This is a genomic window from Streptomyces sp. NPDC018000 (assembly GCF_044328025.1).
GTDB lineage: Bacteria > Actinomycetota > Actinomycetes > Streptomycetales > Streptomycetaceae > Streptomyces.
The window spans coordinates 1-23,282 of the sequence record NZ_JBIRGM010000031.1 but is presented as its reverse complement, the minus strand read 5'-3'; the positions used below and the strand labels follow the sequence as shown (position 1 = coordinate 23,282).

The 23,282-nt window shown below is 69.6% G+C and carries 22 protein-coding genes and 2 pseudogenes; 9 read left to right on the top strand and 15 right to left on the bottom strand.

Annotated features, from left to right (window positions below; translation table 11 throughout):
- The first annotated feature begins 86 nt into the window (after nt 1-86).
- Both ACH4EW_RS30365 and ACH4EW_RS30360 read left to right on the top strand, forming a co-directional pair.
- On the top strand, nt 87-659 hold the full coding sequence (locus ACH4EW_RS30365; protein WP_398262419.1) for a TIGR03086 family metal-binding protein: 573 nt from the start codon (nt 87-89) through the stop codon (nt 657-659).
- A gap of 385 nt (nt 660-1,044) precedes the next feature.
- Nucleotides 1,045-2,142, top strand: coding sequence for a MarR family transcriptional regulator (locus tag ACH4EW_RS30360; RefSeq protein WP_398262417.1), 1,098 nt, complete (start codon nt 1,045-1,047; stop codon nt 2,140-2,142).
- A gap of 34 nt (nt 2,143-2,176) precedes the next feature.
- On the opposite strand, the gene ACH4EW_RS30355 is transcribed toward ACH4EW_RS30360, so the two are convergent.
- From ACH4EW_RS30355 to ACH4EW_RS30340, 4 genes are all read right to left on the bottom strand, one after another.
- The gene (locus tag ACH4EW_RS30355; protein ID WP_398262415.1) at nt 2,177-2,965 is read right to left on the bottom strand and encodes a DUF4253 domain-containing protein; all 789 of its coding nucleotides are present in this window, start codon (nt 2,963-2,965) and stop codon (nt 2,177-2,179) included.
- 83 nt (nt 2,966-3,048) lie between these two features.
- Complete coding sequence (locus ACH4EW_RS30350; protein WP_398262413.1) at nt 3,049-3,714, bottom strand: 1,4-alpha-glucan branching protein; 666 nt, start codon at nt 3,712-3,714, stop codon at nt 3,049-3,051.
- Between the two features lie 30 nt (nt 3,715-3,744).
- Entirely contained in the window at nt 3,745-3,996 is a 252-nt protein-coding gene (locus ACH4EW_RS30345; RefSeq protein ID WP_398262411.1) for a DUF397 domain-containing protein, read from the bottom strand.
- On the bottom strand, nt 3,993-4,778 hold the full coding sequence (locus ACH4EW_RS30340; protein WP_398262459.1) for a Scr1 family TA system antitoxin-like transcriptional regulator: 786 nt from the start codon (nt 4,776-4,778) through the stop codon (nt 3,993-3,995). The genes ACH4EW_RS30345 and ACH4EW_RS30340 overlap by 4 nt, the downstream gene beginning before the upstream one ends.
- 151 nt (nt 4,779-4,929) lie before the next feature.
- Between ACH4EW_RS30340 and ACH4EW_RS30335 the strand changes: the two genes are divergently transcribed.
- Nucleotides 4,930-5,397, top strand: coding sequence for an ATP-binding protein (locus ACH4EW_RS30335; RefSeq protein WP_398262409.1), 468 nt, complete (start codon nt 4,930-4,932; stop codon nt 5,395-5,397).
- On the opposite strand, the gene ACH4EW_RS30330 is transcribed toward ACH4EW_RS30335, so the two are convergent.
- On the bottom strand, nt 5,322-6,125 hold the full coding sequence (locus ACH4EW_RS30330) for a HEAT repeat domain-containing protein (protein WP_398262407.1): 804 nt from the start codon (nt 6,123-6,125) through the stop codon (nt 5,322-5,324). The genes ACH4EW_RS30335 and ACH4EW_RS30330 overlap by 76 nt on opposite strands.
- Before the next feature lie 268 nt (nt 6,126-6,393).
- On the opposite strand from ACH4EW_RS30330, the gene ACH4EW_RS30325 reads away from it, so the two are divergent.
- Nucleotides 6,394-6,849: a VOC family protein gene (locus ACH4EW_RS30325; protein WP_398262405.1), complete on the top strand. Its 456-nt coding sequence runs from the start codon at nt 6,394-6,396 to the stop codon at nt 6,847-6,849.
- A 180-nt stretch (nt 6,850-7,029) separates the two neighbouring features.
- Here the strand turns inward: ACH4EW_RS30325 and ACH4EW_RS30320 are convergent, their stop codons facing one another.
- Entirely contained in the window at nt 7,030-7,716 is a 687-nt protein-coding gene (locus ACH4EW_RS30320; protein WP_398262403.1) for a hypothetical protein, read from the bottom strand.
- A gap of 87 nt (nt 7,717-7,803) precedes the next feature.
- A complete protein-coding gene (locus tag ACH4EW_RS30315) occupies nt 7,804-8,544 on the bottom strand; it encodes a DUF4232 domain-containing protein (protein ID WP_398262401.1) in 741 nt (246 codons plus the stop codon).
- A gap of 310 nt (nt 8,545-8,854) precedes the next feature.
- Here ACH4EW_RS30315 and ACH4EW_RS30310 point away from each other — a divergent pair.
- Both ACH4EW_RS30310 and ACH4EW_RS30305 read left to right on the top strand, forming a co-directional pair.
- A pseudogene (locus tag ACH4EW_RS30310) lies at nt 8,855-9,007 on the top strand (helix-turn-helix domain-containing protein); the annotation flags it as partial.
- Nucleotides 9,008-9,223: 216 nt separating this feature from the next.
- Nucleotides 9,224-10,303 carry a transcriptional regulator gene (locus ACH4EW_RS30305; RefSeq protein ID WP_398262463.1) on the top strand — a complete coding sequence of 360 codons (1,080 nt, stop codon included), beginning with the start codon at nt 9,224-9,226 and terminating at the stop codon, nt 10,301-10,303.
- A 44-nt stretch (nt 10,304-10,347) separates the two neighbouring features.
- Here ACH4EW_RS30305 and argS read toward each other — a convergent pair whose 3' ends face one another.
- Entirely contained in the window at nt 10,348-12,120 is a 1,773-nt protein-coding gene (gene argS / locus ACH4EW_RS30300) for an arginine--tRNA ligase (protein WP_398262457.1), read from the bottom strand.
- A 157-nt stretch (nt 12,121-12,277) separates the two neighbouring features.
- On the opposite strand from argS, the gene lysS reads away from it, so the two are divergent.
- Nucleotides 12,278-14,041 (top strand): lysine--tRNA ligase, encoded by a 1,764-nt coding sequence (gene lysS, locus ACH4EW_RS30295; protein WP_398262399.1) that lies wholly within the window; start codon nt 12,278-12,280, stop codon nt 14,039-14,041.
- Nucleotides 14,042-14,177: 136 nt separating this feature from the next.
- On the opposite strand, the gene ACH4EW_RS30290 is transcribed toward lysS, so the two are convergent.
- The 3 genes from ACH4EW_RS30290 to ACH4EW_RS30280 all read right to left on the bottom strand — a co-directional run bounded on the left by ACH4EW_RS30290 (nt 14,178) and on the right by ACH4EW_RS30280 (nt 17,684).
- Entirely contained in the window at nt 14,178-15,581 is a 1,404-nt protein-coding gene (locus ACH4EW_RS30290) for a DUF2637 domain-containing protein (RefSeq protein ID WP_398262397.1), read from the bottom strand.
- Between the two features lie 184 nt (nt 15,582-15,765).
- On the bottom strand, nt 15,766-16,635 hold the full coding sequence (locus ACH4EW_RS30285) for a DUF3558 family protein (protein WP_398262395.1): 870 nt from the start codon (nt 16,633-16,635) through the stop codon (nt 15,766-15,768).
- Between the two features lie 233 nt (nt 16,636-16,868).
- Nucleotides 16,869-17,684, bottom strand: coding sequence for a DUF3558 domain-containing protein (locus ACH4EW_RS30280; protein WP_398262455.1), 816 nt, complete (start codon nt 17,682-17,684; stop codon nt 16,869-16,871).
- A gap of 170 nt (nt 17,685-17,854) precedes the next feature.
- Between ACH4EW_RS30280 and ACH4EW_RS30275 the strand changes: the two genes are divergently transcribed.
- The gene (locus tag ACH4EW_RS30275; RefSeq protein WP_398262393.1) at nt 17,855-19,048 is read left to right on the top strand and encodes an RtcB family protein; all 1,194 of its coding nucleotides are present in this window, start codon (nt 17,855-17,857) and stop codon (nt 19,046-19,048) included.
- A 25-nt stretch (nt 19,049-19,073) separates the two neighbouring features.
- Here ACH4EW_RS30275 and ACH4EW_RS30270 read toward each other — a convergent pair whose 3' ends face one another.
- The 4 genes from ACH4EW_RS30270 to ACH4EW_RS30255 form a co-directional block, all read right to left on the bottom strand.
- A complete protein-coding gene (locus ACH4EW_RS30270; protein ID WP_398262391.1) occupies nt 19,074-19,832 on the bottom strand; it encodes an SDR family NAD(P)-dependent oxidoreductase in 759 nt (252 codons plus the stop codon).
- A gap of 54 nt (nt 19,833-19,886) precedes the next feature.
- Nucleotides 19,887-20,222 (bottom strand): YnfA family protein, encoded by a 336-nt coding sequence (locus ACH4EW_RS30265; protein WP_398262389.1) that lies wholly within the window; start codon nt 20,220-20,222, stop codon nt 19,887-19,889.
- A gap of 148 nt (nt 20,223-20,370) precedes the next feature.
- A complete protein-coding gene (locus ACH4EW_RS30260) occupies nt 20,371-21,828 on the bottom strand; it encodes an FAD-dependent monooxygenase (protein ID WP_398262387.1) in 1,458 nt (485 codons plus the stop codon).
- On the bottom strand, nt 21,825-22,562 hold the full coding sequence (locus ACH4EW_RS30255; RefSeq protein ID WP_398262385.1) for a Mut7-C RNAse domain-containing protein: 738 nt from the start codon (nt 22,560-22,562) through the stop codon (nt 21,825-21,827). Before ACH4EW_RS30255 ends, ACH4EW_RS30260 begins: the two co-directional genes overlap by 4 nt.
- Nucleotides 22,563-22,762: 200 nt before the next feature.
- Between ACH4EW_RS30255 and ACH4EW_RS30250 the strand changes: the two are divergent.
- A pseudogene (locus ACH4EW_RS30250) lies at nt 22,763-23,282 on the top strand (IS200/IS605 family accessory protein TnpB-related protein); the annotation flags it as partial.

The window sequence follows — 23,282 nt, the reverse complement described above, 5'->3', positions numbered from 1 at the left end:
GCGATCCTATGGCGCACGGAGCCCGGTTGCCGGGCGCTGTCGCGTTTCTTCAAGCCGTGCACCGGCCCGGCGCACAGGGTTGAGGCATGAAGAAAGTCAGCGAGTTGCTCGAAGTGGCTGCGGAACGGGCCGTTCCCGTGATCGACGGGATAACCGACGACAGGCTGGGAGACCCCACGCCGTGCGCGGAGTACGACGTACGGGCCCTCGTCAACCATCTCTTCCAGGTGGTCGTCAACTTCCAGGCCCTGGCGGCCAAGGAGCCGGTCGAATTCGGGGAGGCGCCGGACGTCGTCACGGGGGACTGGCGGGCCCGATTCGGTGCGGAGACGGCGAGACTGGCGGCGGCCTGGGCCGTGCCCGGTGCCGACGAGGGGACCGTGGGTTCCATGGGGCTCCCGGCCCGGACCGTCGGGAACATGGTGCTGGGCGATCTGACCGTCCACGCCTGGGACCTGGCGCGGGCCACCGGCCAGGAGTTCGCCCCGGACGAGTCCGTGCTGGGTGAGATCGGCCCCGGGCTGGCGGCGATGGCGCCGATGGGACGGGAGGCGAAAGTGTTCGGTGAGCCGCATCCCGTATCGGACGGGGCCGGGCCCTTCGAACGGGTGCTGGCGGTGACCGGCCGGGATCCGGGGTGGCTGCCGCCGGGCACGTGACGCCGGGCACGTGACGCCGGGCACGTGACGTCGGGGAAGTGACGTCGGGAGGTCGACGTAGCCGGGCGGTGAGCCTCGGGATTCGGGCGTCGGGATGCGAGCGCCCGGATTCGAGCGTCGGGACTCGGGCTCCGGGATTCGAGCGACTTCTTCAACCGGGGGGTAAGGAAGGGTGGTTGAGGGAACCGACCCCACCTCCCTGACCCGTCACGGCCAGCAAGTACGACTAATCGTGACCGACTTGCAGCGCGGCGTCACGACTGCTTACGGTTCCGGCAACAAAACGACCCCGACACGGTGTTCGTCGCACCGGGTCAGGGTCTCACCCCAAGATCGAAGAGAGAAAGAGCGATCTCGTGGCTACTCAGAACCTTAGCCCCGCCCCGTGCGCACCCGCATCCTCCCCCGCGTATCCGAGGCCAAGCCCGGTTACGGCAAGCGGTCCGCGCCGGACCAACGTCCGCCTCACGCCGATGACTTCGCTCTGCTGCCCGAACGGGAGCGGTATGTCGCCGGGTTCGTCGACCACCTGCCCGACGGTGCGGCCATGAATGTGAAGACCCTGGCCAAGCAACTGCCGCTGTACGGACAGCAGGCCGTCGGCAGTGCCCTGACCGCCTTGTCGGTGGCGGGGCACCTGCGCCGGGTGCGTTGCCTGGTGGGCGAGGGAGAGCAGGTCCGCTGGGTCTTCCGCACCTTCTGGTCCCGCACCGCGCGCGACAACGAATGGTGGAACGCCTACCTGGACGCGGAGGACCACCGGGCCGTGGCCGATCCGGAGGACGGTGCCGTGCCCGGGGCGGGGGCGGTGCTTGGTACGGGGGCCGTGCCCGGGGTGAGGCCCGCGCTTTGTGCAGCGGCTGAGCCCTGGGCAAGGGCCGTGCCGGAAGCACCGACGACCGCGCCCCTGTCGCCCCGGACCCGCGCGCAGGTCCCGATTCCGGCACCTGGGGCCCCCGCCGATACGCCTGCCACGCCCACACCCACACCCGTACCCGCCGTACCCGCGCAGCCGGGTCCGGGGTGCCTCTCGCCCGCGTACCTGGCCCTGGCGCGGCTCGGGCGCGTGGACCACCGGCTGGCCCTCTCAGCCGCCGACTGCGAGGCACTGGAGGCACGCGCCACGGAATGGCTCGCACGCGGCGTGAGTACGGACTACCTCACCCAGGCGCTCACCGCCGGACTTCCCGCCCGGGTCGACTCACCCGTCGGTTTCCTGCGCCACCGGCTCAAGGACAAGATTCCGCCCGCGCTGCCCGCCGCTCCGGACATCCCTACCGGTTCTGCCCGACGGGTGATGGTGGAATGCGCCCAGTGCGGCACGCCCGGCCGCCCCGACGCGCTTCCCGACGGCCTCTGCCGTCCCTGCCGACAGGCCGCCCATGGTGCGGCCCTCGCTACGGATGCTGTCAATGGGCACGCCGCCGGGCGTGAGGTGCGTGCCTATGTGAACGAACTCCGCGATCTGCTCAAGGCCCCCTGACCCCGCAGTTGTCGCGGGACATGAGTTGCCGTACTCAGTCCCACCAGAAGGCCCACGTCTCCTGGTCCAGCAGGGCCTTCTCCGCATACGCGTCCAGGCTGCTGAGCGTTGACTGGTTGAGGTTGTCCGGGCAGAACGCGAAGTGTTCGGCGGCCAGGGCCCGTGCCTCCTCGATCGTCGTGGGCGGTCGGCCGACCGAGACGATCAGAGTGTCGAAGCCGAGCGCCACGACCCGTATACCGAAGCGGTCCTCCCAGGAACGCAGCACCGCGCAGAGCCGTGCCACGTCGTTCTCATGGTTGAGCGGGCCCGTCCAGCCGATCGCCGCCGGAATGTCCGCGCTGCGGCGTGCGGGGGCCAGGGCTATCCGTAGCCCTTCCAACGGCCCTCCGGGATCGGTGAGCTGGTCGGCTATCTCGGTCGCGAGGTCGTCCGCGGTGTCGGGCCCGGACACGGACGGGGCGGGCGCCAGACCCGGCCACTCGTTGTCGGCGTCGAGCTCGTCGGGGGCGTACGCCTCCCAGAACTCGCTGAGCACGTCCTCGGCGTCGTGGTCGCCCGGGTACGTCATCATGGCCGGGGCGAGAGACCAGGAATCCGGCCAGTGGTCGCGTATCCCGCCGTCCACCAGCACGGGCAGAAGCCCGACCGGCCGCCCCGCGGTGCGCATCGCGGCCCATGTCCCGGGGGACGCGGGTTCGTCGGCGTACCAGAGCAGCGGCTCGTGCCACGGCTCGTCGATCGTCGTGTCGACCAGTTTGCCGGGCGGGAGCTGGAGCCCGGAGGCTGCCAGTGAGGAAAGCGGATTCGGGAGCGTCGCCATGACTGCGACTCTAGACGCGGCCACTGACAGCGGCTGGGGTGCGGTCGGCTTCCCACACCGCCCGCGGCCGGACTCGGTGTGGATTACGGGTGTGCGCGGACGACGGCGAAGGCGGTGCGTGCGGTGGTGCCGTCGGGCAGCGGCGCGTCCGCGGTGACGTGGCCGAGTGCCTGCCCATCGGTGGCCTGGCCGGGCTGGAGAACGCGGTTGATGTGGACGGTCAGGCGGCGTCTGCCGGATGCCGTCTCCACGAGGAGGTCCGTACCGCTCGGGTCGTCGGTCACGGTCGTGGAGGCGATCGCCGCTGTGGTGCCGGACTCCGCGAACCAACCGATGACGGATGGGTCGGGGGTGTCGCTCGTGCTCTGCATCTGCGGCTCGGCCTCGCCGACGATCAGCGCGAACAACTGGGCGACGAGAACCGGGTCACGCGTCCCGTCGTAGACCCATCGCTTCCCCAGCACCCCGTGCTCGGTGGTGCCGATGAGCGCTTCGTCCGCGCCCGCGATCGGTGCGCCTCGGTAGCTGAACGGCACCTGGTACGTGACCGGTTGGTCCCCGGACGTGTCGGTGACCGCCATGAACTCGATGCCGACTTCGCCGTCCGGGTCGTCCAGCCGGAAGCCGCCGGTCCTGGCCAGCTCCGGCTGCTGTCCCGCCTTGCCGCGGTACCAGGGCTGCGCGGGCAGCCAGGTGGCGAGGAGTTCCAGCTTGGTGGGCGTCAGGGTGGTGCGGTGGATGACAGCCATGGCGGTGGTATTCCTCCCGTGAGTGTGGGCTCAGCCGAGGCGCCGGTCGGCGGCGAAGCCGGCGAAGGCCGTCCAGGTGGTGGGCGCGACGGTGAGGGTGGGGCCGTCGGGGTTCTTGGAGTCACGGATGTGGATGGCGGTGGGGTGGGCGGCGATTTCGAGGCAGGCGCCACCTTCGCTGCCGCTGTAGCTCGACTTGCGCCATTCGTAGGCGACTTCGAGGCAGGCGCCGCCTTCGTCGCTGCTGTAGCTGGACTTGAACCACTCGCGTGCAGTGCTCATTGCTCTCCCAGCAGACGGTCCAGCAGGCCCACGGTGTCTTCGGGGCTGAGGGCCTGGGCTCGCAGCATCGCATATTTCTGGGCGAGGATGCTGACCTCGTCGGGGTCGGAGACGAGCACACTGCCGCGCTGCGTCTCGGAGTAGGCGACGCGCTGGAAGTCCGGTGTTTCGAGCAGGATGAAGGGGCCGTCGAGCCCAGCGTGGGTGCGGCTGCTCAGTGGCAGGGCCTGGAGGCAGATGCCGGGGAGCGCGGCGCACGCCCGCAGGTGGCGCAGTTGCTCGGCATGCCCCTCGTCGTCAAGGAGTTGGAGCATCAGGACCGGTTCCCAGACGACGAAGCTGATGGTCGGGGGCGAGGGGCGGTGCAGAATTTCCTGGCGCGTCAGGCGGCCCGTGGTCTGGATGGCGATCTCGTCCTCGCTGAAGACGGGGACTCGGTTGCGGAAGACGGCTCGGGCGTACGGCTCTGTCTGGAGGAGTCCCGGGAGCACCTGGTTGTCGTACCAGGACAGTGCCAGGGCTTCGCGTTCCAGGTCCAGGTAATGCTCGACCCACGCCGGGATCAGGTCCACCTCCGGCATGTTGTCCACCGCCGTCTCCAGCGCCCCCTTTGTCTCCAGTAACTGGTCCAACCGGCGGGCCAGTTCCGGCAGCAGTGCGCGTCGGCCCTGCTCGATGGAGGCGATCGTCTCCACCTGGTGGCCCACCCGATCCGCGAGCTGGGCCTGGGTCAGGCCGGCCGCGATGCGAAATACGCCGACCAGTTTGCCCACGAGTTTCATTGCCGACGCGTTCTTGCGCTGCCGCTTTCTGGGGTGCATACGGATCGAACTCCCACCTACATGCGTACGTCACGCGCGCACGACCCGTACAAGAAATCTGTACGGGTGCGCATACTGCGGCAGCGTAGTCACAGAGTGTGACTCTCGCCGCATGAACGAGACGATGCAACTCTCGCTGCTGCGTGAGCGGTTCTACCGGCGTGATCGCCGATCGGTGCCTGCTGCACGGGAGTTCGTGCGAGGGGCTGTCGCCGACTGGGGGTTCGGTGCGCGGCTGGATGACGTACTGCTGTGTGTGAGCGAGCTGTCGACCAATGCGCTGGTGCACGGGGCGCCGCCGGGGCGGGGGTATCTGGTGCGGTTGCTGCTGCGGGAGGAAGGGAAGTTGCTGCGGGTCGAGGTCCACGACAGCGGGGACGGGGAGCCGGGGGTGCGGGAGCCGGACGGGGAGTCGGGGCGCGGGCTGCTGCTCGTGGCGGCGGTGGCCGATCGGTGGGGGGTCGGGGAGCGGAACCCGGGCAAGGTGGTGTGGTGCGAGTTCGGTCAGGGCTGCGGGTCGGGCGTGGCCCACTCGACGGCCTCCCGGACCTTCGCGTCGGGGTCCTGGGAGAGGCGCTGAAGGAGTGCGCCGACGCCCGGTGCCTTCCAGCGGAAGACCGCCTCGACGAGGGCTGCCCGGACTTCCGGGGCGGGGTGGTCCGCGAGGTGGACCAGCTGGTCGAGCGGTCCGCGTCGACGCATGCCGAACAGGCGGAGGGTCTCGGTGAGTCGGGCCGGGTCGCCGGGGGTGCCCGCCGCAGCGATCCGGCGGAGGAGGACCGAGCTCGCAGGGGCGGGGCCGTCGAGGGGGTGCGGTCGGCGCTGCCGCAGGCGTTGCGATCCGTACTCGCCGCGTACCCGGCAGCCGAAGCAGGTGCAGGGCGGCCTGCCGTGCGCGTCGGGGAGGTACCGCCAGCCGGTGACCTGGCTGACCGCGCGGATGCGGTGCACCTCGCGCTTGGTGACCGTCCTGGGAACGAACACCTCCCAGCCGCGCGGGTCGGTCACGGCGGCGACACGGCGGACGGCTTCGGCGGCGGTGACGGTCGCGGGGTCGCGGTAGTAGCGGCCCACGGTGACGGGCTCGTCGTCCGGCAGACGTATGTGCACGGCGACGAGGCCGCGCGGGCGGCCGTGCCTGGCCAGCTCGCGCAGCCACTGGTGGGTGAGGGTGTACGAGGGGAGCACGGGGAAGCAGTAGAGGCCCCGCGACCGTGCCACGTCGCGGCCGTGGCTGACGGCGCGTATTCCGGAACGGCGGATGCGTGCCGCGTTCACCGCGGGTGTCAGGTGCACGAACATTGCCATGCGGGCGATGCTAACGAGTGCGTGCGCGGCCGGCCGAGGTGGCCGTGTACCAGGTCGGGCGCCCGCGTACAGTGCCGAATCCGCGGAGACCTGGATCGGGTAACGGGCCGCCCGCCGGTCGTCGTTGATCACCAGGAGTGCAGAATGAGCCGTATGTCGATTGACGACTTCGTCGTGCTGAGGGATTGGGCCATGGGCCTGGACCACCGTCCCTAAGGTGTGTTGCGAAAGTTGATCGCCTGTCAGACCTGCCTGGGATGCTCCGAGCATGGAGATGACAGTGCAGCTGACGATCGACTGCTCCGATCCGCAGAGAATGGTGAATTTCTGGGCCGAGGCCCTGGGCTACGTGCCTGAGCCTCCGCCGGGCGAGCACGCCACGTGGCGTGCTTACTGGGCGGCGATGGGGGTGCCCGAGGCAGAGTTGCCGGCCGGTGCCGGCGATATTCCGGAGTCGATCATCGATCCCGCGGGACGTGGACCGAGGGTATGGTTCCAGCAGGTTCCGGAGCCGAAGGCCGCCAAGAACCGGTGGCACTTCGACCTGAAGGTCGGTGGGGGCCGTGACGTCCCACTGGACGTCCGCACACAGCGGGTCAAGGCTGCGGTGGAACGGCTGATCAAAGCTGGTGCCACCGTGCTGCGGATCAAGGATGAGCCGGACATGGGGCTCTACGCCGCCGCCATGCAGGATCCCGAGGGCAACGAATTCGACGTCGTCTGAGGGTCGTTGCGACGGCCCGGTGGCGCTTGAGGCGGTTGGTCCCGCACTCGACCGCGTGCCGCTGCTCGTAGTCGTCCTTGTCGAACCTCGGCGGCCGGCCGCCGAGCGAGCCGCGCTTGAGCCGGTTGCGGACCCGGTCCGCAGGCACCGGGATGGTGGCCTTAGCCGTGGCCGCAGGCCCTAGAGCTTCTTGCCGCACAGGACGCGGTCGTTCTTGACCGGGTCGGAGTCGAACATCGGGTTTTCGGTGAAGACGGCATCGGCTTTGTAGTCGCACGGGTCGTCGAAACCGACCGCGAACCTGTCCTCGACGATCTTTATGATCTTGTGGGTCGCGCCGTCCTTTTTGCCCTTGGTCCGGCAGGCGGCCTCCGTGATCACGTCCCCCTTCTTCCCGTCGCTGTGCACGCAGTCGCCGACCTCGATCCTGGGGCCGCCGCCCCCGCCGATGTCGCCGGGGTGCGGAGGCTTCAGGTTGCGCATGCAGGCGTAGCCCTCGCCCGAAGCCTGGGTGCCTTCCAGGGAGGCGAGGCTGATCGGCACGTTGATCGCGAAGTCGGTGGTCTCCGAGCAGGAGGTGGCCGAGAACGGCTCGGCGTAGCCGGCCTCCATCCGGTAGGTGACCCGGGCGACGGCCTTGGAGTCGCCGCACGGGACCTCCCGGTAGACGCCCTTCTTGCCGGGCTCGGGGGCGGCGCACTCGTTCTCGGCGAGGTACAGCTCGCCGTAGGACGGGTTCACGGACGGGGTCGGCGAGGAGGTGGGGCTGCTGGATTCCTTGTCCGACGTGCGGTACTCCGCCGCCTGGCCGCAGCCGGTGATCAGCACCAGTGCTGCTGCGGCTGCTGCGGCTGCCGATGCCCGCATGTCGCCCCCCTCAGGTTTGGAGATCCGATCCTACGATCTACTGCCTTTGGGGGGCGACGAGTTGGCGGTTCTTTGTGTGATGAGGGATCAGTACGTGAGGGCGTCGTCCATGTTGCTCTGCCAGTAGGTGACGAAGCCGTTGTCGCCCCAGTAGGTGTTGGCCGGGAGCGTCAGTTCGGCGGGGGCGCCAATGGAGCCCGAGTTGCTCTTGGGCATGAAGTACACCGCGAGGTGCTTGCCCTTGTGCAGGTCCTTCCCGTCGGGCTCGCCGAACAGCCCGATGGACGCGTAGGCGGACTGGCCCGGTTCGAGGGCGACCACGGCCTGCGGCATGCTGTTGCGGGCGACCGGGAAGGCGGCCTGGGCGTCGTCGAACCGGAGTGCCGGCGCGTGGTACGCGTAGCAGGGGCGGGAGCCCGTGTTGGTCGCGGTGAGCAGCAGGTGGTTGATCGGTCGGCTCACCTTGGTGACGGTGACCTTGGTGTTCCCGCCCGTGCAGGTGACGGGGGAGCTGCTGCTGGTCCCGGTGGCGCCGGTGTTGCTCTTCCGGCCGGCCGTGGCGCCGGCGGAGCCCTTGGATGTGGATGCGGAGGTGGAGGCGGTATCCGCGGCGGAGGTGTTGGACTTGCTGCCGGCGTCCTTGGCGTCCTTGCCTGTGTTCGGCGTGGCGGCGGCCGGGGACTGCTGGTCGGTGGCGCTCCCTGCCGGAGCCGCCGCTCCCGCCTTGCCGTTGTCACTGCTGCCGTTGTCACTGCAGGCGGTGAGCGAGAGGGCGGCCAGGAGGGCGGTCGCGGCGAGGACGGTGGTGCGGACGCGGTTGCTGCGCATGGTGGTGGTACTCCCCGTGTGTCTTGGTGCGGTCGTTCAGTCAGTGGAGGCAGATCAGGACCACGACGATCGTGGACACGATCACTACGCCGATTGCCACGGCATCGATCAGGTCGATGCGGGAATGGGTTCGCACTGCGTCGTCCCGGTGGTCTCTGCGGTGTGGTCACAGACTGCGGGACGGCGGATTCCGGCCGCAACGCCGAACGGGCCATTGGGGAAGCTGGAATGCTTGCGCGTACTGTGACCTGGGCAGATTCCACGTCCCTGGAACGGTGTTCCGGGACGGACCAGGAGGGGGAACGCCGAAGTGGCGACGCCGGAAGCCGAGGAATTCGCGGCTCTGCTGAAGGAACTGAAGGCTCGGTCGGGGCACAGCTACGGGGTTCTCGCCAGAAGACTGCACGTCAGCACATCGACGCTCCACCGGTACTGCAACGGGGACGCCGTGCCCAACGAGTACGCGCCGGTGGAGCGGCTGGGGCGGCTGTGCGGGGCGAGCCCGGACGAGCTGGTGGAGCTGCACCGGCGGTGGATCGTGGCCGATGCGGCAAGACGGCGGCCTGCTCCCGTTCCCGATTCTGTTGCTGCTCCCGTTTCCGTTCCTGGTTCTGTTTCTGATTCCGTTTCTGATTCCGGGTCCGTTGCCGAGCCGGGAGCTGCGGCTGTCACTGAGGTTGTGGCTTCTGAGGCTGTGGCTTCGCCCGAGGACCGGGACGGGGACGGGGGCGAGGACAAGGGCGACGACGCGCCCGTGGCCGAGATCGTGACGACCGGGGCGAGCCGGCGCCGGAGGCTCTGGTCCTCCCCGCGGATGCGCGTCCTGCTCGCGGCCGTCGCCGTCGTCGCGCTCACCGTGCCCACCGCGGTCATCGTCAGTAATCTCTCGGGCACGGACACCAGCGGCCTCGGCGATCTCAGCAATATTCCCGCCCTGGACGCCGTGGAGAACGGCGCACCCGAACTGCCCGACCACGGCGAGAGCGCGTCCGCGTCGCCCGGCATGGTGAATCCGTCGGGCAAGCCCACCAGGTCCGGCGCTGCGGGCGTACCGTCCCCGCCGTCCGAGCGCGCCTCCGTCTCCGCGTCCACCGGGCACGGCGCGGGAGCGGGCGCAGGGCCCGGTGCGCAGACGGGAGGGGGCGTGCCCCTGAGCGCCACCATCAGCTCGTACAACTGGGAAGCGCCCTGCAATCAGTACTACGTGCTGGACCAGAAGCCGGACGACGTACCTCCGCCACCCCCGCCGCAGGACACCCGCGGCTGGGCCAGGGCGCTCGGCGGGGTGGACGGCGGCCAGATGCTGCTCGAAGTCACCGTGCAGGGGAAGTCGGGGGAGGCCGTCGTGCTGAACGGACTGCATGTGCGGACGCTGTCCCGGAAGGCGCCGCTGCCGTGGTCGGTGTACTCGATGGGGGACGGCTGCGGGAGCGGCATCACGCCGCAGTCCTTCGACATCGACCTCGACGACATCCGGCCGGCCGTCACGCCGGTGGCGGGGCAGCAGGGGGACGAGCGGGTGCCGCCGAAGGACTTCCCGTTCCGGGTGACCTCCACCGATGTGGAGGTGTTCGACCTCGACGTACATGTCGAAGGGCATGACGTCAGCTGGTACCTGGAGCTGGAGTGGAGCAGCGGCGGCCGTAAGGGGACGCTGCGTATCGACGACGGCGGGAAGCCGTTCCGTACGAGCAGCATCAAGGCGCGGCCGTCGTACATCTACCGGCACGACACGGCCCAGTGGGTGACCAAGGAGTAACGGTCACAGCCACCGGGCCGGGTGCGTATGTGTGCGGACGGGGCTCAGAGGCGCTCGGGGGTCCTGATGCCGAGCAGCTCCATGCCCTGGCGCAGGGTGCGGGCGGTGAGGTCCGAGAGGAAGAGGCGGTTCTCGGCGACATCGCCCGGAACCTCGGACTTCAGCACCGGGCACTGGTCGTAGAACGTCGTGAAGAGCGACGACAGCTGGTAGAGGTACGAGGCCAGCTTGTGCGGCTCGTACGCGGCGGCGACCTCGGCCACGACCTCGCCGAACTGGTCCAGGTGCAGGCTCAGCGCGCGCTCGGCCTGGGCCAGCTCCAGCTCCGGGTGCGGCTGGGGCTTCAGCTCGCCCGCCTTGCGCTTGATGGAGCAGGACCGGGCGTGCGCGTACTGGATGTACACGCTCGTGTCGCCGGTCAGCGACACCATCTGGTCCAGGTCGAACTTGTAGTCGCGGGCGGCCGACGTGGACAGGTCCGCGTACTTCACCGCGCCGATACCGACCTGCGTGGCGCGCTCGTTGATCTCCTCGTCGGTGAGGTCCTTCGCCTTTTCGCGCACGACGGTGGACGCCCGGTCGATCGCCTCGTCCAGCAGGTCCGCCAGCCGGACCGTCTCGCCCTCACGGGTCTTGAACGGCTTGCCGTCCTTGCCGAGCACCGTGCCGAAGGCGAGCTGCGTGGCCTTGACGTCCTCGTTCAGCCAGCCGGCCCGGCGGGCCGTCTCGAAGACCATCTTGAAGTGCAGGGACTGCCGTGCGTCCACGACGTACAGCAGGGTGTTCGCCTTGAGGTTCTGGACCCGGTCGCGGATCGCGGAGAGGTCCGTCGCCGCGTAGCCGTAACCGCCGTTCGACTTCTTGACGATCAGCGGCACCGGGTTGCCGTCCGGGCCCTTCACATCGTCGAAGAACACGCACAGCGCACCCTCGGAGCGGACGGCGACGCCCGACTCCTCCAGGATGCGGCAGGTCTCCTCCAGCATGTCGTTGTAGCCGGACTCGCCGACGATGTCGGCGTCGCGGATCTCCATGTCGAGCTTGTTGAAGACCGAGTAGAAGTAGATCTTCGACTCGTCGACGAAGCGCTGCCACATGGAGAGGGTTTCCTCGTCACCGGCCTGGAGGGCCACGACCCGGTCCCGGGAGCGGGCCTTGAACTCCTCGTCGGAGTCGAAGAGCGCCCGCGAGGCCTTGTAGAGCCGGTTGAGGGAGGACATGGCGGCTTCGCCGTCCGCCGCGCCGCCGTCGCCCTCGTGGTTCAGCTCGCCCGGGTGCTCGATCAGGTACTGGATGAGCATGCCGAACTGGGTGCCCCAGTCGCCGATGTGGTGCCGCCGGACCACGGTCTCGCCCGTGAACTCCAGGATCTGCACCATCGCGTCGCCGATCACCGCGGAACGGAGATGGCCGACGTGCATCTCCTTGGCCACGTTCGGCTGCGCGTAGTCGATGACCGTGGTGCCCGCGGCGCTGTTGTACGGGACACCGAGCCGGCCCTCGTTGTCCGCGTCACGCGCGGCAAGGGTCTCGATGATCGCCCTGTCGGAGAGCGTCACATTCAGGAAGCCGGGGCCGGAGACCTCGATCTCCTTGATCAGGCCGCCCGCCGGGATCGCGGCCGTGACCTGGGACGCCAGCTCGCGCGGGTTGCCCTTGAGCTTCTTGGCGAGGGCCAGGATGCCGTTGGCCTGGAAGTCGGCCCGGTCGCTTCGGCGCAGCAGCGGGTCCGCGGTGCCGGCATCCGGCAGCGCTGCCGTCAGGGCGTCCGCCAGCTGCTGCTGGAGCGTGGAAGCGAGGGAATTGACCGAGGCCATGGGCTGGCTGCCGTTTCCGTAGGGGTACAAGGGATCGCACCCAGTATTCCACGGCGGGTAAACGCGTTTTCGCTCTGCTGGTGGGACCTGGGAGAATGGGCGGTGCCCCTACCAGTCCCACAAGGGTGTTCCTACGAGTCCTACAAGAGAGAAGGACGTGCAGACCGTGGCTCAGAGTCAGAGCAGCACCGAGACCGACTGGGTCTCCCGCTTCGCGGACGATGTCATCGCCGAGTCGGAGCGTCGTGCGCCTGGCAAACCGGTCGTCGTCGCGTCCGGCCTCTCCCCGTCGGGCCCGATCCACCTGGGCAACCTCCGCGAGGTCATGACCCCGCACCTGGTCGCCGACGAGATCCGCCGCCGCGGGTACACCGTCCGGCACCTGATCTCCTGGGACGACTACGACCGCTACCGCAAGGTTCCGAACGGCGTCCCGGGTGTCGACGAGTCCTGGGCCGAGCACATCGGCAAGCCGCTGACCTCGGTGCCCGCCCCGGCCGGGTCCACGCACCCGAACTGGGCCGAGCACTTCAAGGCCGCCATGACCGCCTCGCTGGCCGAGCTCGGCGTCGAGTACGACGGCATCAGCCAGACCGAGCAGTACACGATGGGCGCGTACCGCGAGCAGATCCTGCACGCGATGAAGCACCGCGCCGACATCGACGCCGTTCTCGACCGGTACCGGACGAAGAAGGACCCGGCGGCGGGAGCCAAGGGCGGTAAGAAGCCGCAGCAGCAGAAGAAGGTCGACGAGGCCGAGCTGGAGGCCGAGGCGGGATCCGGCGCGGCCACCGAGGACGACGGCAGCGGCGGTTCGGCCGGCTACTTCCCGTACAAGCCCTACTGCGGCAACTGCGAGAAGGACCTCACGACCGTCACGTCGTACGACGACGACAGCACCGAGCTGAACTACACCTGCACGGCGTGCGGCTTCGCCGAGACCGTCCGGCTGAGCGAGTTCAACCGCGGCAAGCTGGTCTGGAAGGTCGACTGGCCGATGCGCTGGGCGTACGAAGGCGTGATCTTCGAGCCGAGCGGCGTGGACCACTCCTCGCCGGGCTCCTCGTTCGTCGTCGGCGGCCAGATCGTCCGCGAGATCTTCGACGGTGTGCAGCCGATCGGCCCGATGTACGCCTTCGTCGGCATCTCCGGCATGGCGAAGATGTCCTCCAGCAAGGGCGGCGTGCCGACCCCGGCCGACGCGCTGAAGATCATGGAGGCGCCGCTGCTGCGCTGGCTGTACGCGCGCCGCAAGCCCAACCAGTCCTTCAAGATCGCCTTCGACCAGGAGATCCAGCGGCTCTACGACGAGTGGGACTCGCTGGCGCGCAAGGTCGCGGACGGCTCGGTGCTGGCGGCCGACGCCGCCGCGTACGCGAGGGCCATCGGCACGGCCGCCGGTGAGCTGCCGCGTACGCCGCGCCCGCTGCCGTACCGCACGCTCGCGTCGGTCGTCGACATCACGGCCGGGCATGACGAGCAGACGCTGCGCATCCTGAGCGAGCTGGACCCGGAGGACCCGCTGACCTCGCTGGACGAGGCCCGGCCCCGTCTCGACCGCGCCGAGAGCTGGATCACCAGCCAGGTTCCGGCCGAGGCCCGCACGATCGTCCGCGACGAGCCGGACAAGGAGCTGCTCGGCTCGCTGGACGAGGAGGGCCGCCAGTCGCTGCGGCTGCTCCTGGATGGGCTGGACTCGCACTGGTCGCTGGACGGGCTCACCACGCTCGTCTACGGCGTGCCGAAGATCCTGGCGGGCCTGGAGCCCGACGCCAAGCCGACGCCCGAGTTGAAGACCGCGCAGCGGTCGTTCTTCGCGCTGCTGTACCGGCTGCTGGTCAGCCGGGACACGGGGCCGCGGCTGCCCACGCTGCTGCTGGCCGTGGGGGCGGACCGGGTGCGGAGGCTGCTGGGCGCGTAGGGGGTTCTTGTACGCAGGGCCGTCACCCGGTGGTTCGGGTGGCGGCCCTGCGTCGTTGCCGGGTCCGCGTCGTCAAGCGCCGGACGGCGGGGGCGTACGGTGCCGGACGGCATCGGACGGGGTCGGACGGGTGTTCCTATGCGATGTGGTCCGCTTCGAGTTGTGCGTGGTACCGGTTCTTGAACTCCGGCATCATGCGGCGGATCAGCGAGGCGCTGCGCGGGTGCCTGACGTTGTGGCCGTCCGAGACATATATGTCCAGGGCATCGACGCTCGGGAAGTCGTTGCGCTGGTTCACGAACGCGGCGAACGCCTCGTACGCGATCTCGACGAACTCCGCGTCCTCCTCCGCCCACTCCACCGGGTCCTGCGCGGGCTCGGGCGCGGGCTCGGGCGCGGGCTGGGGCTCCGGCTGAAGCTCGGGCTGGGGTTCCGCGGCGCGGGGGGCCGGGACGGTGTCGATGGTGCCCACGTTGCCCAGCGGGCGGGTGCGGCCGTTGGGGCCCGACGGGACCCTGACCGGGGCGGGCTCCAGGCCCTCGTCGTACGCCGGGTTGGGCGCACTCTTGTGCGCGTCGTCTGGCAACCGGGGACGCGCGAACCACGGGTTCTCGTGCGAGCCGGGGTCCTCCTGGGGCCACTCCTCGGCGGTGGCCGGGTCGGAGGGGTGGGTGTGTTGCTGCTGGTGGTGCTCGTGCTGGTGGTGCTCGTTCTCGTACTGCTGTTGTTGGTGCTCCTGTTCGTGTTCGTGCTCGTACCGCTGGGGCTGGGGCCCGGCGTACGGCAACTCGGGCTGGAACTCGCCCTGTTCGACCTGGGCCGGAGCCGGGGCAGGGGCCGGAGCCGGGGGCAGCAGGGCCGGTTCGATGCCTGCGGCGGCGAGGCCGGCCCCGGCGGTCTCGGCCAGCGGAACGCCGTACTTCGCCAGGCGCAGCGGCATCAGGGACTCGACGGGTGCCTTGCGGCGCCAGTTGCGGCCGAAGCGGGCCTGGAGGCGGGCCTGGTAGATGAGCCGGTCCTGTTCGAGCTTGATGACCTGCTCGTACGACCGGAGCTCCCAGAGCTTCATCCGCCGCCACAGCCGGAACGTCGGCACGGGGGAGAGCAGCCAGCGGGTGAGCCGCACGCCTTCCATGTGCTTGTCGGCCGTGATGTCGGCGATCCGACCCACGGCGTGCCGGGCGGCCTCGACGGAGACCACGAACAGCACCGGGATGACCGCGTGCATGCCGACGCCGAGCGGGTCGGGCCAGGCCGCGGCACCGTTGAAGGCGATCGTTGCGGCGGTCAGCAGCCAGGCCGTCTGGCGCAGCAGCGGGAACGGGATGCGCAGCCAGGTCAGCAGCAGGTCCAGGGAGAGCAGGACGCAGATGCCCGCGTCGATGCCGATCGGGAAGACCAGCGAGAAGTTCCCGAAGCCCTTCTGCAGGGCGAGCTCGCGCACCGCCGCGTACGAACCCGCGAACCCGATCGCGGCGATGAGTACCGCGCCTGCGACCACGAGACCGATGAGTATCCGGTGGGTGCGTGTCAGCTGCATCGCGGCCACCGCGTTCCCCTCCCCGCTTTCCTTGTTCGACGTCCTGCTTCGACTTCTGGCGGGCACAGCCTGGCACATGAGGGAGCGGCATGTTGCGCAGGGAGGGGCGAAGCCCGGTGCTCGGGGGAGGACCGGGCTTCGTGGAAGTGTTCCTGGCAGGGGCGTTGGGGCGGGCCCTGTCGGCCTAACTCGTCTTCTTGTCCGTGGTCTTCTCGCTGGACTTGGCCTTCTCGCCGGACTTGGTCGACCCGCTGGACTTGGTCGACCCGCTGGACTTGGTCGACCCGCTGGACTTGGTCGACCCGCTGGGCTTGGTCGACCCGCTCGGTGCGACCGACTTCGTGTCGGCGTCGGCGACCGAGGCCACTGCCTCCTTGGCCGCCTTCTCGGCACCCTTCAGGATGTCGCCGGCGGACGGAGTCTTCGCGCCCGCGTAACCCGCGCCGTTGTAGGTGAGGGTGATGACGACGTTCCCCGTGCGGGTCACGACCGTTGCGTACTTGAAGTCCTCACTCGTCTTGGCGAGGTCATACGTGATCTTGGTGGCTGTCTCGCCGATGCCGGAGACGGGCGCCTCGGTGACCTTCTTCGCACCCTCGGTCGCCTTGGCCTTGGCGACCTGCTTCGCGTAGTCCTCCTGCGCGCGCTTGGCGCCGCTGCCCAGGGTCTGGTCCGAGTCGAAGCGGGTGAAACCGACGTCGAGCCAGCGGTACTGGGAACCCTTCACGCCGTTGTCGTCGAGGCCGTTCCAGGAGCAGCCCGCGCGGTACGTGGTGTCGCTGGAGCCGGCAGGTGTGCCGCCCTTGGACTTCGCCTTGGGGACCAGAGAGGTGACCGTCTTCGTGCTGATCGACTTGCACGGGTCGGGCAGTGCGGCGAACTTCGCCGGCTCGACGCTCGCTTCCGACTTCTTCGCGCTCGGCGAGGCGGACGACGAGGACGAACCCGAGTCCTTCTTGTCACCGGAGTCCGACGAGCAGCCGGCGACGACGAGCATCACCGGAACGGCGGCGCAGGCGAGTATGCGGGAGAGTCGCGGGGCTGAACGGTGCATGGTTCCTTCACTCGGGTGGCGCGGCGGACGTGCTGCCATGTGGTCGGGCACGGGCGGTCGGGGCTCGGCCGGTCGGGGCTCGGGCGTCGGGGCTCGGGCATCGGCGGGTGGATCGGCGGATGGTTCGGCGGGTGTTCCGGAGGGCCACGGTACGACGGACGGCGACCGGATGCCGCCTCGGGCGGGCAGCCGACGGGCGTGGGTGACGCCGGTCCGGGGTGCCCCGGACGGGGCTATTCGTTGAACTCCTCGACCAGCGCCCGGGCCAGCGACTGGGCCTTGTCCTGCAGTTCTTTGCTGTCGGGGAGCACGGTGGAGACGGTCGGCTGCTCGGTGTACTCGATGGTCACGATGACGTTCGATGTGCGGAATACCACGCTCACCGTGCGGTTCTGTGCGGTGGAACCTGCCCGTGTGAGCTGATCGTCCAGAAATGCACCGTCTCCGAGGTCGTCGAGGTTGCGTGGCGCAAGGCTTTCGTCGGTGCTCCCGCCCGCGGGCTCGTCCGTGTTCTTGTCCTGGGAGGCCGGGCCGGGCAGGGAGGGCGAGGCGGAGTCCTCCTCGGGCTCCGGGGAGAGGGGTGTCTGCTCCTCCTCTGCGCTGCCGGGCGTGGCGGAGGGCGAGGACAGACCGGCGGCGGTCTCCTTCTTCGCGTACACCTCGCGGGCGCGGTCGTCGTCGCTCACCGCGGGGTCGTAGGACACGACGCGCTCGAAGTCGATGAAGAGGGTGTGCGAGGAGTGGGGGGCCTCGGACTTCCAGCGGCAGCCGACCCTTCGGTCGGTGTCATAGGTGGCGGTGGCCGTGCCCTCGTACACCTTCTTCTGCTGGTCCTCGGGGAGTTCGGCGGCGCCCGGGAGCAGGTCCTTCAGCGTGGACGGCGCAACGGCGCGGCAAGGGTCGTGGAGGGTGCGGTACTTGCCGGGGGCCGCCACGGTGACGGCCGTCTCGCCGGGCTTGCTGTCGGGGGCGGAGCCACCCGTTCCGGTGCTGGCACTGCAGCTGACGGCAAGCGCCGCCAGTAGCACGGTGCCGGGTACGTACGCCACTCGTCGCACGGTCCTGGGCTCCCTTCGTGCGAAAAACGGTTGCCGCTCGACGGCGACCGGTGGACACAATGTGTATCGCACGCGCCGCTGTGAATGCCGGTCGACCGACTTGTTTGCCGACCTTGGCACCGGTTTTGCGCTTTCAGGCTTTTCGGGGGAATCGAGGAACTATGTCTTATGTAGAGGTGCCGGGCGCCAAGGTTCCCATCCGCATGTGGGCCGACCCGGCCTCGGTCGAGGACGTCGCGATGCAGCAGCTGCGCAACGTGGCCACTCTGCCCTGGATCAAGGGTCTCGCCGTCATGCCGGACGTCCACTTCGGCAAGGGGGCGACGGTCGGCTCGGTGATCGCGATGCACGGTGCGGTCTGTCCGGCGGCGGTCGGCGTGGACATCGGCTGCGGAATGTCCGCGGTGAAGACCTCCCTGACGGCCAATGACCTGCCGGGCGACCTGTCCCGGCTGCGGTCGAAGATCGAGCAGGCCATTCCGGTGGGCCGCGGCATGCATGACGAGGCCGTGGACCCGGACCGGCTGTACGGTTTCCCGGCGAAGGGGTGGGACGGCTTCTGGAAGCGGTTCGACGGTGTGGCCGATGCGGTCAAGTTTCGTCAGGAACGTGCCACGAAGCAGATGGGAACGCTCGGATCGGGCAACCACTTCATCGAGTTCTGCCTCGACGAGTCGGGTTCGGTCTGGCTGATGCTGCACTCCGGATCGCGGAACATCGGCAAGGAACTGGCCGACTTCCACATCGGGCAGGCGCAGAAGCTGCCGCACAACCAGGACCTGATCGACCGTGACCTCGCCGTATTCATCGCCGACACCCCGCAGATGGCGGCGTACCGGAACGACCTGTTCTGGGCGCAGGAGTACGCGAAGCACAACCGCGCCATCATGATGGCGCTCTTCCAGAACGTGGTCCGCAAGGAGTTCAAGAAGGCCAAGGTCACCTTCGAGCCCGTCATCTCCTGCCATCACAACTATGTGGCGGAGGAGCGGTACGAGGACATGGACCTGTTGGTCACACGGAAGGGCGCGATTCGTGCGGGTTCCGGAGACTTCGGGATCATCCCGGGCTCGATGGGCACCGGCTCGTACATTGTGAAGGGCCTCGGGAACGAGAAGTCCTTCAACTCGGCCTCGCACGGCGCCGGCCGGAAGATGAGCCGGAACGCTGCGAAGCGGCGCTTCTCGACGCGGGACCTGGAGGATCAGACGCGGGGAGTGGAGTGCCGTAAGGACTCCGGTGTCGTGGATGAGATTCCGGCCGCGTACAAGCCGATCGAGCGGGTCATCGAGCAGCAGCGGGACCTGGTGGAGGTCGTCGCCAAGCTCAAGCAGGTTGTGTGTGTGAAGGGCTGAGGCCTTTTGCGCCCGACGCGGGCTCTCAGGCGGTGCGGTGGACCTTGGTGTTGGAGGCCTGGGCGCGGGGGCGGACCACCAGGAGGTCGATGTTGACGTGGCTGGGGCGGGTGACGGCCCAGGTGATGGTGTCGGCCACGTCGTCGGCGGTGAGCGGGGACTCGACGCCCGCGTACACCTTTGCCGCCTTCTCGGTGTCACCGCGGAAGCGGGTGGTGGCGAACTCCTCCGTCTTGACCATGCCGGGGGCGACCTCGATGACGCGGACCGGGGTACCGACGATCTCCAGGCGGAGGGTCTCGGCCAGGACGTGTTCGCCGTGCTTGGCCGCCACGTAGCCGCCGCCGCCCTCGTAGGTGGCGAGGCCTGCGGTGGAGGAGAGGATCACGACCGTGCCGTCGCCGCTCTCGGTGAGGGCGGGGAGCAGGGCCTGGGTGACGTTGAGTGTGCCGATGACGTTCGTCTCGTACATCTGGCGCCAGTCGGCGGGGTTGCCGGTGGCGACGGGGTCGGCACCGAGTGCACCGCCGGCGTTGTTGACGAGGACGGCGAGGGTACGGAACGCCGTGGCGAACTCGTCCACCGCATTGCGGTCGGTGACATCCAGGGCGTAGGCCGTTGCCTGGTGGCCCGCCTCGTTGATCTCGGCGGCGAGCGCCTCGATGCGGTCCTTGCGGCGGGCGGTCAGGACTACGCGGTAGCCGGCGGCGGCCAGCTGTCGGGCCGTCGCGGCTCCGATGCCGCTGCTCGCTCCGGTGATGACGGCGATCGGGGTGGCAGCCATGGCGGACTCCTCGGACAACTGATCGGTACGGGGTCAGGATAGGCAGGCGCGCGGTCAGTGGTTGCGCGGGGCGTACATGATCACGGCCATGCCGGCCAGACAGATCAGCGCGCCGATCACGTCCCAGCGGTCGGGGCGGTAGCCGTCGGCGACCATGCCCCAGGCGAACGAGCCCGCGACGAAGACACCGCCGTATGCGGCGAGGATGCGGCCGAACTCGCCGCCCGGCTGGAGCGTGGCGACGAAGCCGTAGGCGCCCAGCGCAATGACGCCCGCGCCGATCCAGATCCAGCCCCGGTGCTCACGCAGGCCCTGCCAGACGAGCCAGGCACCGCCGATCTCGAAGAGTGCGGCGACGACGAACAGAGCGACGGAGCGGGCGACAGTCATGGAAGCAGCGTGCCATGAGGGGCGAGGAGGATGGCGAGGGGCTGGCTCCGGCCACCGGGGATGAGTACGTGTTCTGACGCGCCTTCCGGCCTCTGGTGGGCGATGCGGGTGCTGGGGGCGCCACAGGCGCTGCGGGTGCCGGGCGTGTTCATCGGGTGAGTGCGGCCTGCAGGGCCGCCGGGTCGGCGTGGTCGCTCGCCCAGGCGATGTAGCCGTCGGGGCGGACGAGCAGGGCGGTGGTGCGGTCGCTCCTCCAGTGGGCGTGCACCAACGGCGTCGATGATGCCGGAGTGGCGGTGTCGGCGGGGGTGACGAGGACGAACGTGCCGTCGCGCAGCAGTTGGTGGAGGCGGCCCTCCTGCAGGCTCAGGTCGGGGGCGCGCCTCGCGGTGAGGGTGTGGGCGCCGGACGGTGCCGCGTAGGAGATCGAGATGCCGGAGACCAGGCCTATGGCCTTGTCGGAGGCGGGCCGGATCGTGGACAGCACCCTGACGGCGAGTGCCCGGACCGTCCGCTGGAGCGGGGTACGGGCCATGGCGAGGCGGATGAGGGCGCCGCTGGAGCGGAGCACCATCGCCCCGACCGGGTGCCGTTCCGTGTGATAGCTGTCGAGCAGTGCCTCCGGGGCGGCCGTTTGCCCGCGCAGTACGGCGGCGAGCTTCCAGGAGAGGTTGGCCGCGTCCTGGAGGCCGGTGTTCATGCCCTGGCCGCCCGCGGGTGAGTGGACATGGGCGGCGTCCCCGGCGAGGAAGACCCGGCCGGTGCGATAGGCGGGCACCTGGCGTTCGTCGCTGTGGAAGCGGGAGATCCAGCGCGCCTCGTGCATGCCGTAGTCGGTGCCGAGGGCGCAGCGGGTGATCTCGCGCAGTTCGTCGAGATCGACGGGGTCGCTGTCGGCGGCCTGGTGTGCGCGGTTCCAGCCCATCACGCGGTACCAGCCGTCGCCGAAAGGGACGATGAAGGCGAAGGCGTCCCCCACGGCGTCGGCCGTCAGGAGGCCTGGGGGCTCCTCGGCGAGCCGGACGTCGGCGAGGACGATCGACCGGATCACGGAATCGCCGGGGAAGGGGAGGCCGAGTGTCTGACGCACTCGGCTGTGCACCCCGTCGGTACCGACGAGGTAGCGGGCGCTGAGCGTGGTCAGGCTGTTGTCCGCCTCGCGCAATTCGGCGGTGACGGTGTCCGATGCGGCGCTCTGGTGGAGCGCGGTCAGCTCCGTGCCGTACCGGAAATGGACGCCCGCGGTGCGGGCGCGGCGCTCCAGCAGGCGCTCCACCTCGTACTGCGGGGTGATCAGCACGAAGGGGAAGCGGGTGTGCAGCCGGGAGAGGTCGACCGAGAGACCGCTGAAGAAGCGCAGGGCGGAGAGGGGCGTGCCCGTCTTGACGAGCTCGTCGGCGAGACCGCGGGTGTCGAGCAGTTCGAGTGTGCGGGCGTGTACGGCGAAGGCGCGCGTCATGTTGCTGGTCCCGTGCGGGCGGCGCTCCACGAGCGCGACCGAGAGGCCCTGGCTGGCGAGGTCGCCCGCGAGCAGCAGGCCGGTGGGGCCTGCGCCCACGACGAGTACGTCGACCGTGTCGGGTGAGGTGCTCGGGGTGGTGGTCATGGCTGTCTCCTGGGCGCGAAGTCGTGGAGCGCCTTCGTGACGATCGCGTCCAGACGGGTGTGGTGGGCACCCCGCCAGTAGACGCGGTCGCACTCCGTGCACTGCGCGAAGACGTCGTACGAGCGCCGGGTGCCGTGCTCCAGATGGTCGCTGACGGAGTCCTTGTCGGCCGCCTTCAGCGGGCCGTTGCAGGCGGTGCATCTGGTCCAGGGGGCCAGATGTGGCGTGAACCGCTCAAGAACGTCCTGCAGTTGGTCGTCCGGCCGGTCGCTGTAGACGTACGCCCCGGCCCAGATCTCCCGCCGGTGCAGCAGCCCGCGGTCCCGGGAGAGCAGCACACGGCGCTCGTCCGCAGACCGGGTGGCCAGCGCGGCGTCACCGATGTCCTCGCTCTCGTACGCGGCATCGACACCCAGCAGCCGAAGCCGCCGGGCGAGCGTGCCGAGATGGACGTCGAGCAGGAACCGCAAGGGCGCGCCCGGGACGTGCTGGGGGCGTTTCACGGCGCGTACCTCGACCAGTTCGCCCGCCCTCGGGATGTGCGAGACGGCTGCGGGGCGGCCGTCGACCAGGAGCTGTCCGGCCTCGGTGAGCGGGATGCCGAGCGACTCCACGACATGGCCGAGGGTGGAGGAGCCGTCGGTGGCCACGGCCGAGCGTCCCCGGCGGCGTTCATGAGCGACGAAGAGCCGCAGTTCGGGGTCGACTTCGAGGTGGATCTCCGGTCCGTTCACCTCACCAGGATGTCATCGCGAGGGGTTGCGAGCTGCTGCCGGTTTGCTGCACTGAAGTGAGTTGTGGTGAGCGGGGGTGAGTCCTTGCGGTGGGTTCGCTGGGTGGGAACGGAGGTTCTGGAGCCGAATGGGTGACCTTGGCGGCTGTTGCTCGTTGGGCTGGGTGGCAGGTGTCCGGCCTCGGGGGAGGGGGTGGTGTGGTGGGTGGGCTGAGGGAGTTGGCGGCGTCCTTCGTGGTGCCGGGGCCTGCTGGGGTGGCAATCCGGGACCGTCTCAAACACCTCACGCTGCACGACGAGGGAGTCCTGCGCGCGGTCGGTGCGCATCAGGGTGCGCTCGCTTCCCGTGATCTCAAGGCTCGCTGTGCGGATGGTCTGGAGCACAGCGCGGACACCTGGGCGTCGCGCAAGCGGGACCTGACTCCGCTGTCGTCGTCACGGATCGCGGGCGCGATCACCAAGGCCACGCACGATCAATGGGCGCTCGCACGCCGTGGCCAGGCAGCACACATCCGGAATCTGGAAGCCGGGATCAGGACGCTGCGGCACCGCCTGTCCCTACCGATCGGTGAGCGGGGCACGAAGCACGCTGCGGGCGGCTACCGCTCCCGGAGCGAGTGGTTCCGCAAGTCCCGGCGCCTGGCCGCGCTGGAGGCGCGGCATGCGGCCGTTGTCGCCGACCGGCAGGCCGGGCGGGTGCGTGTGGTGCGGGGCGGCAGAC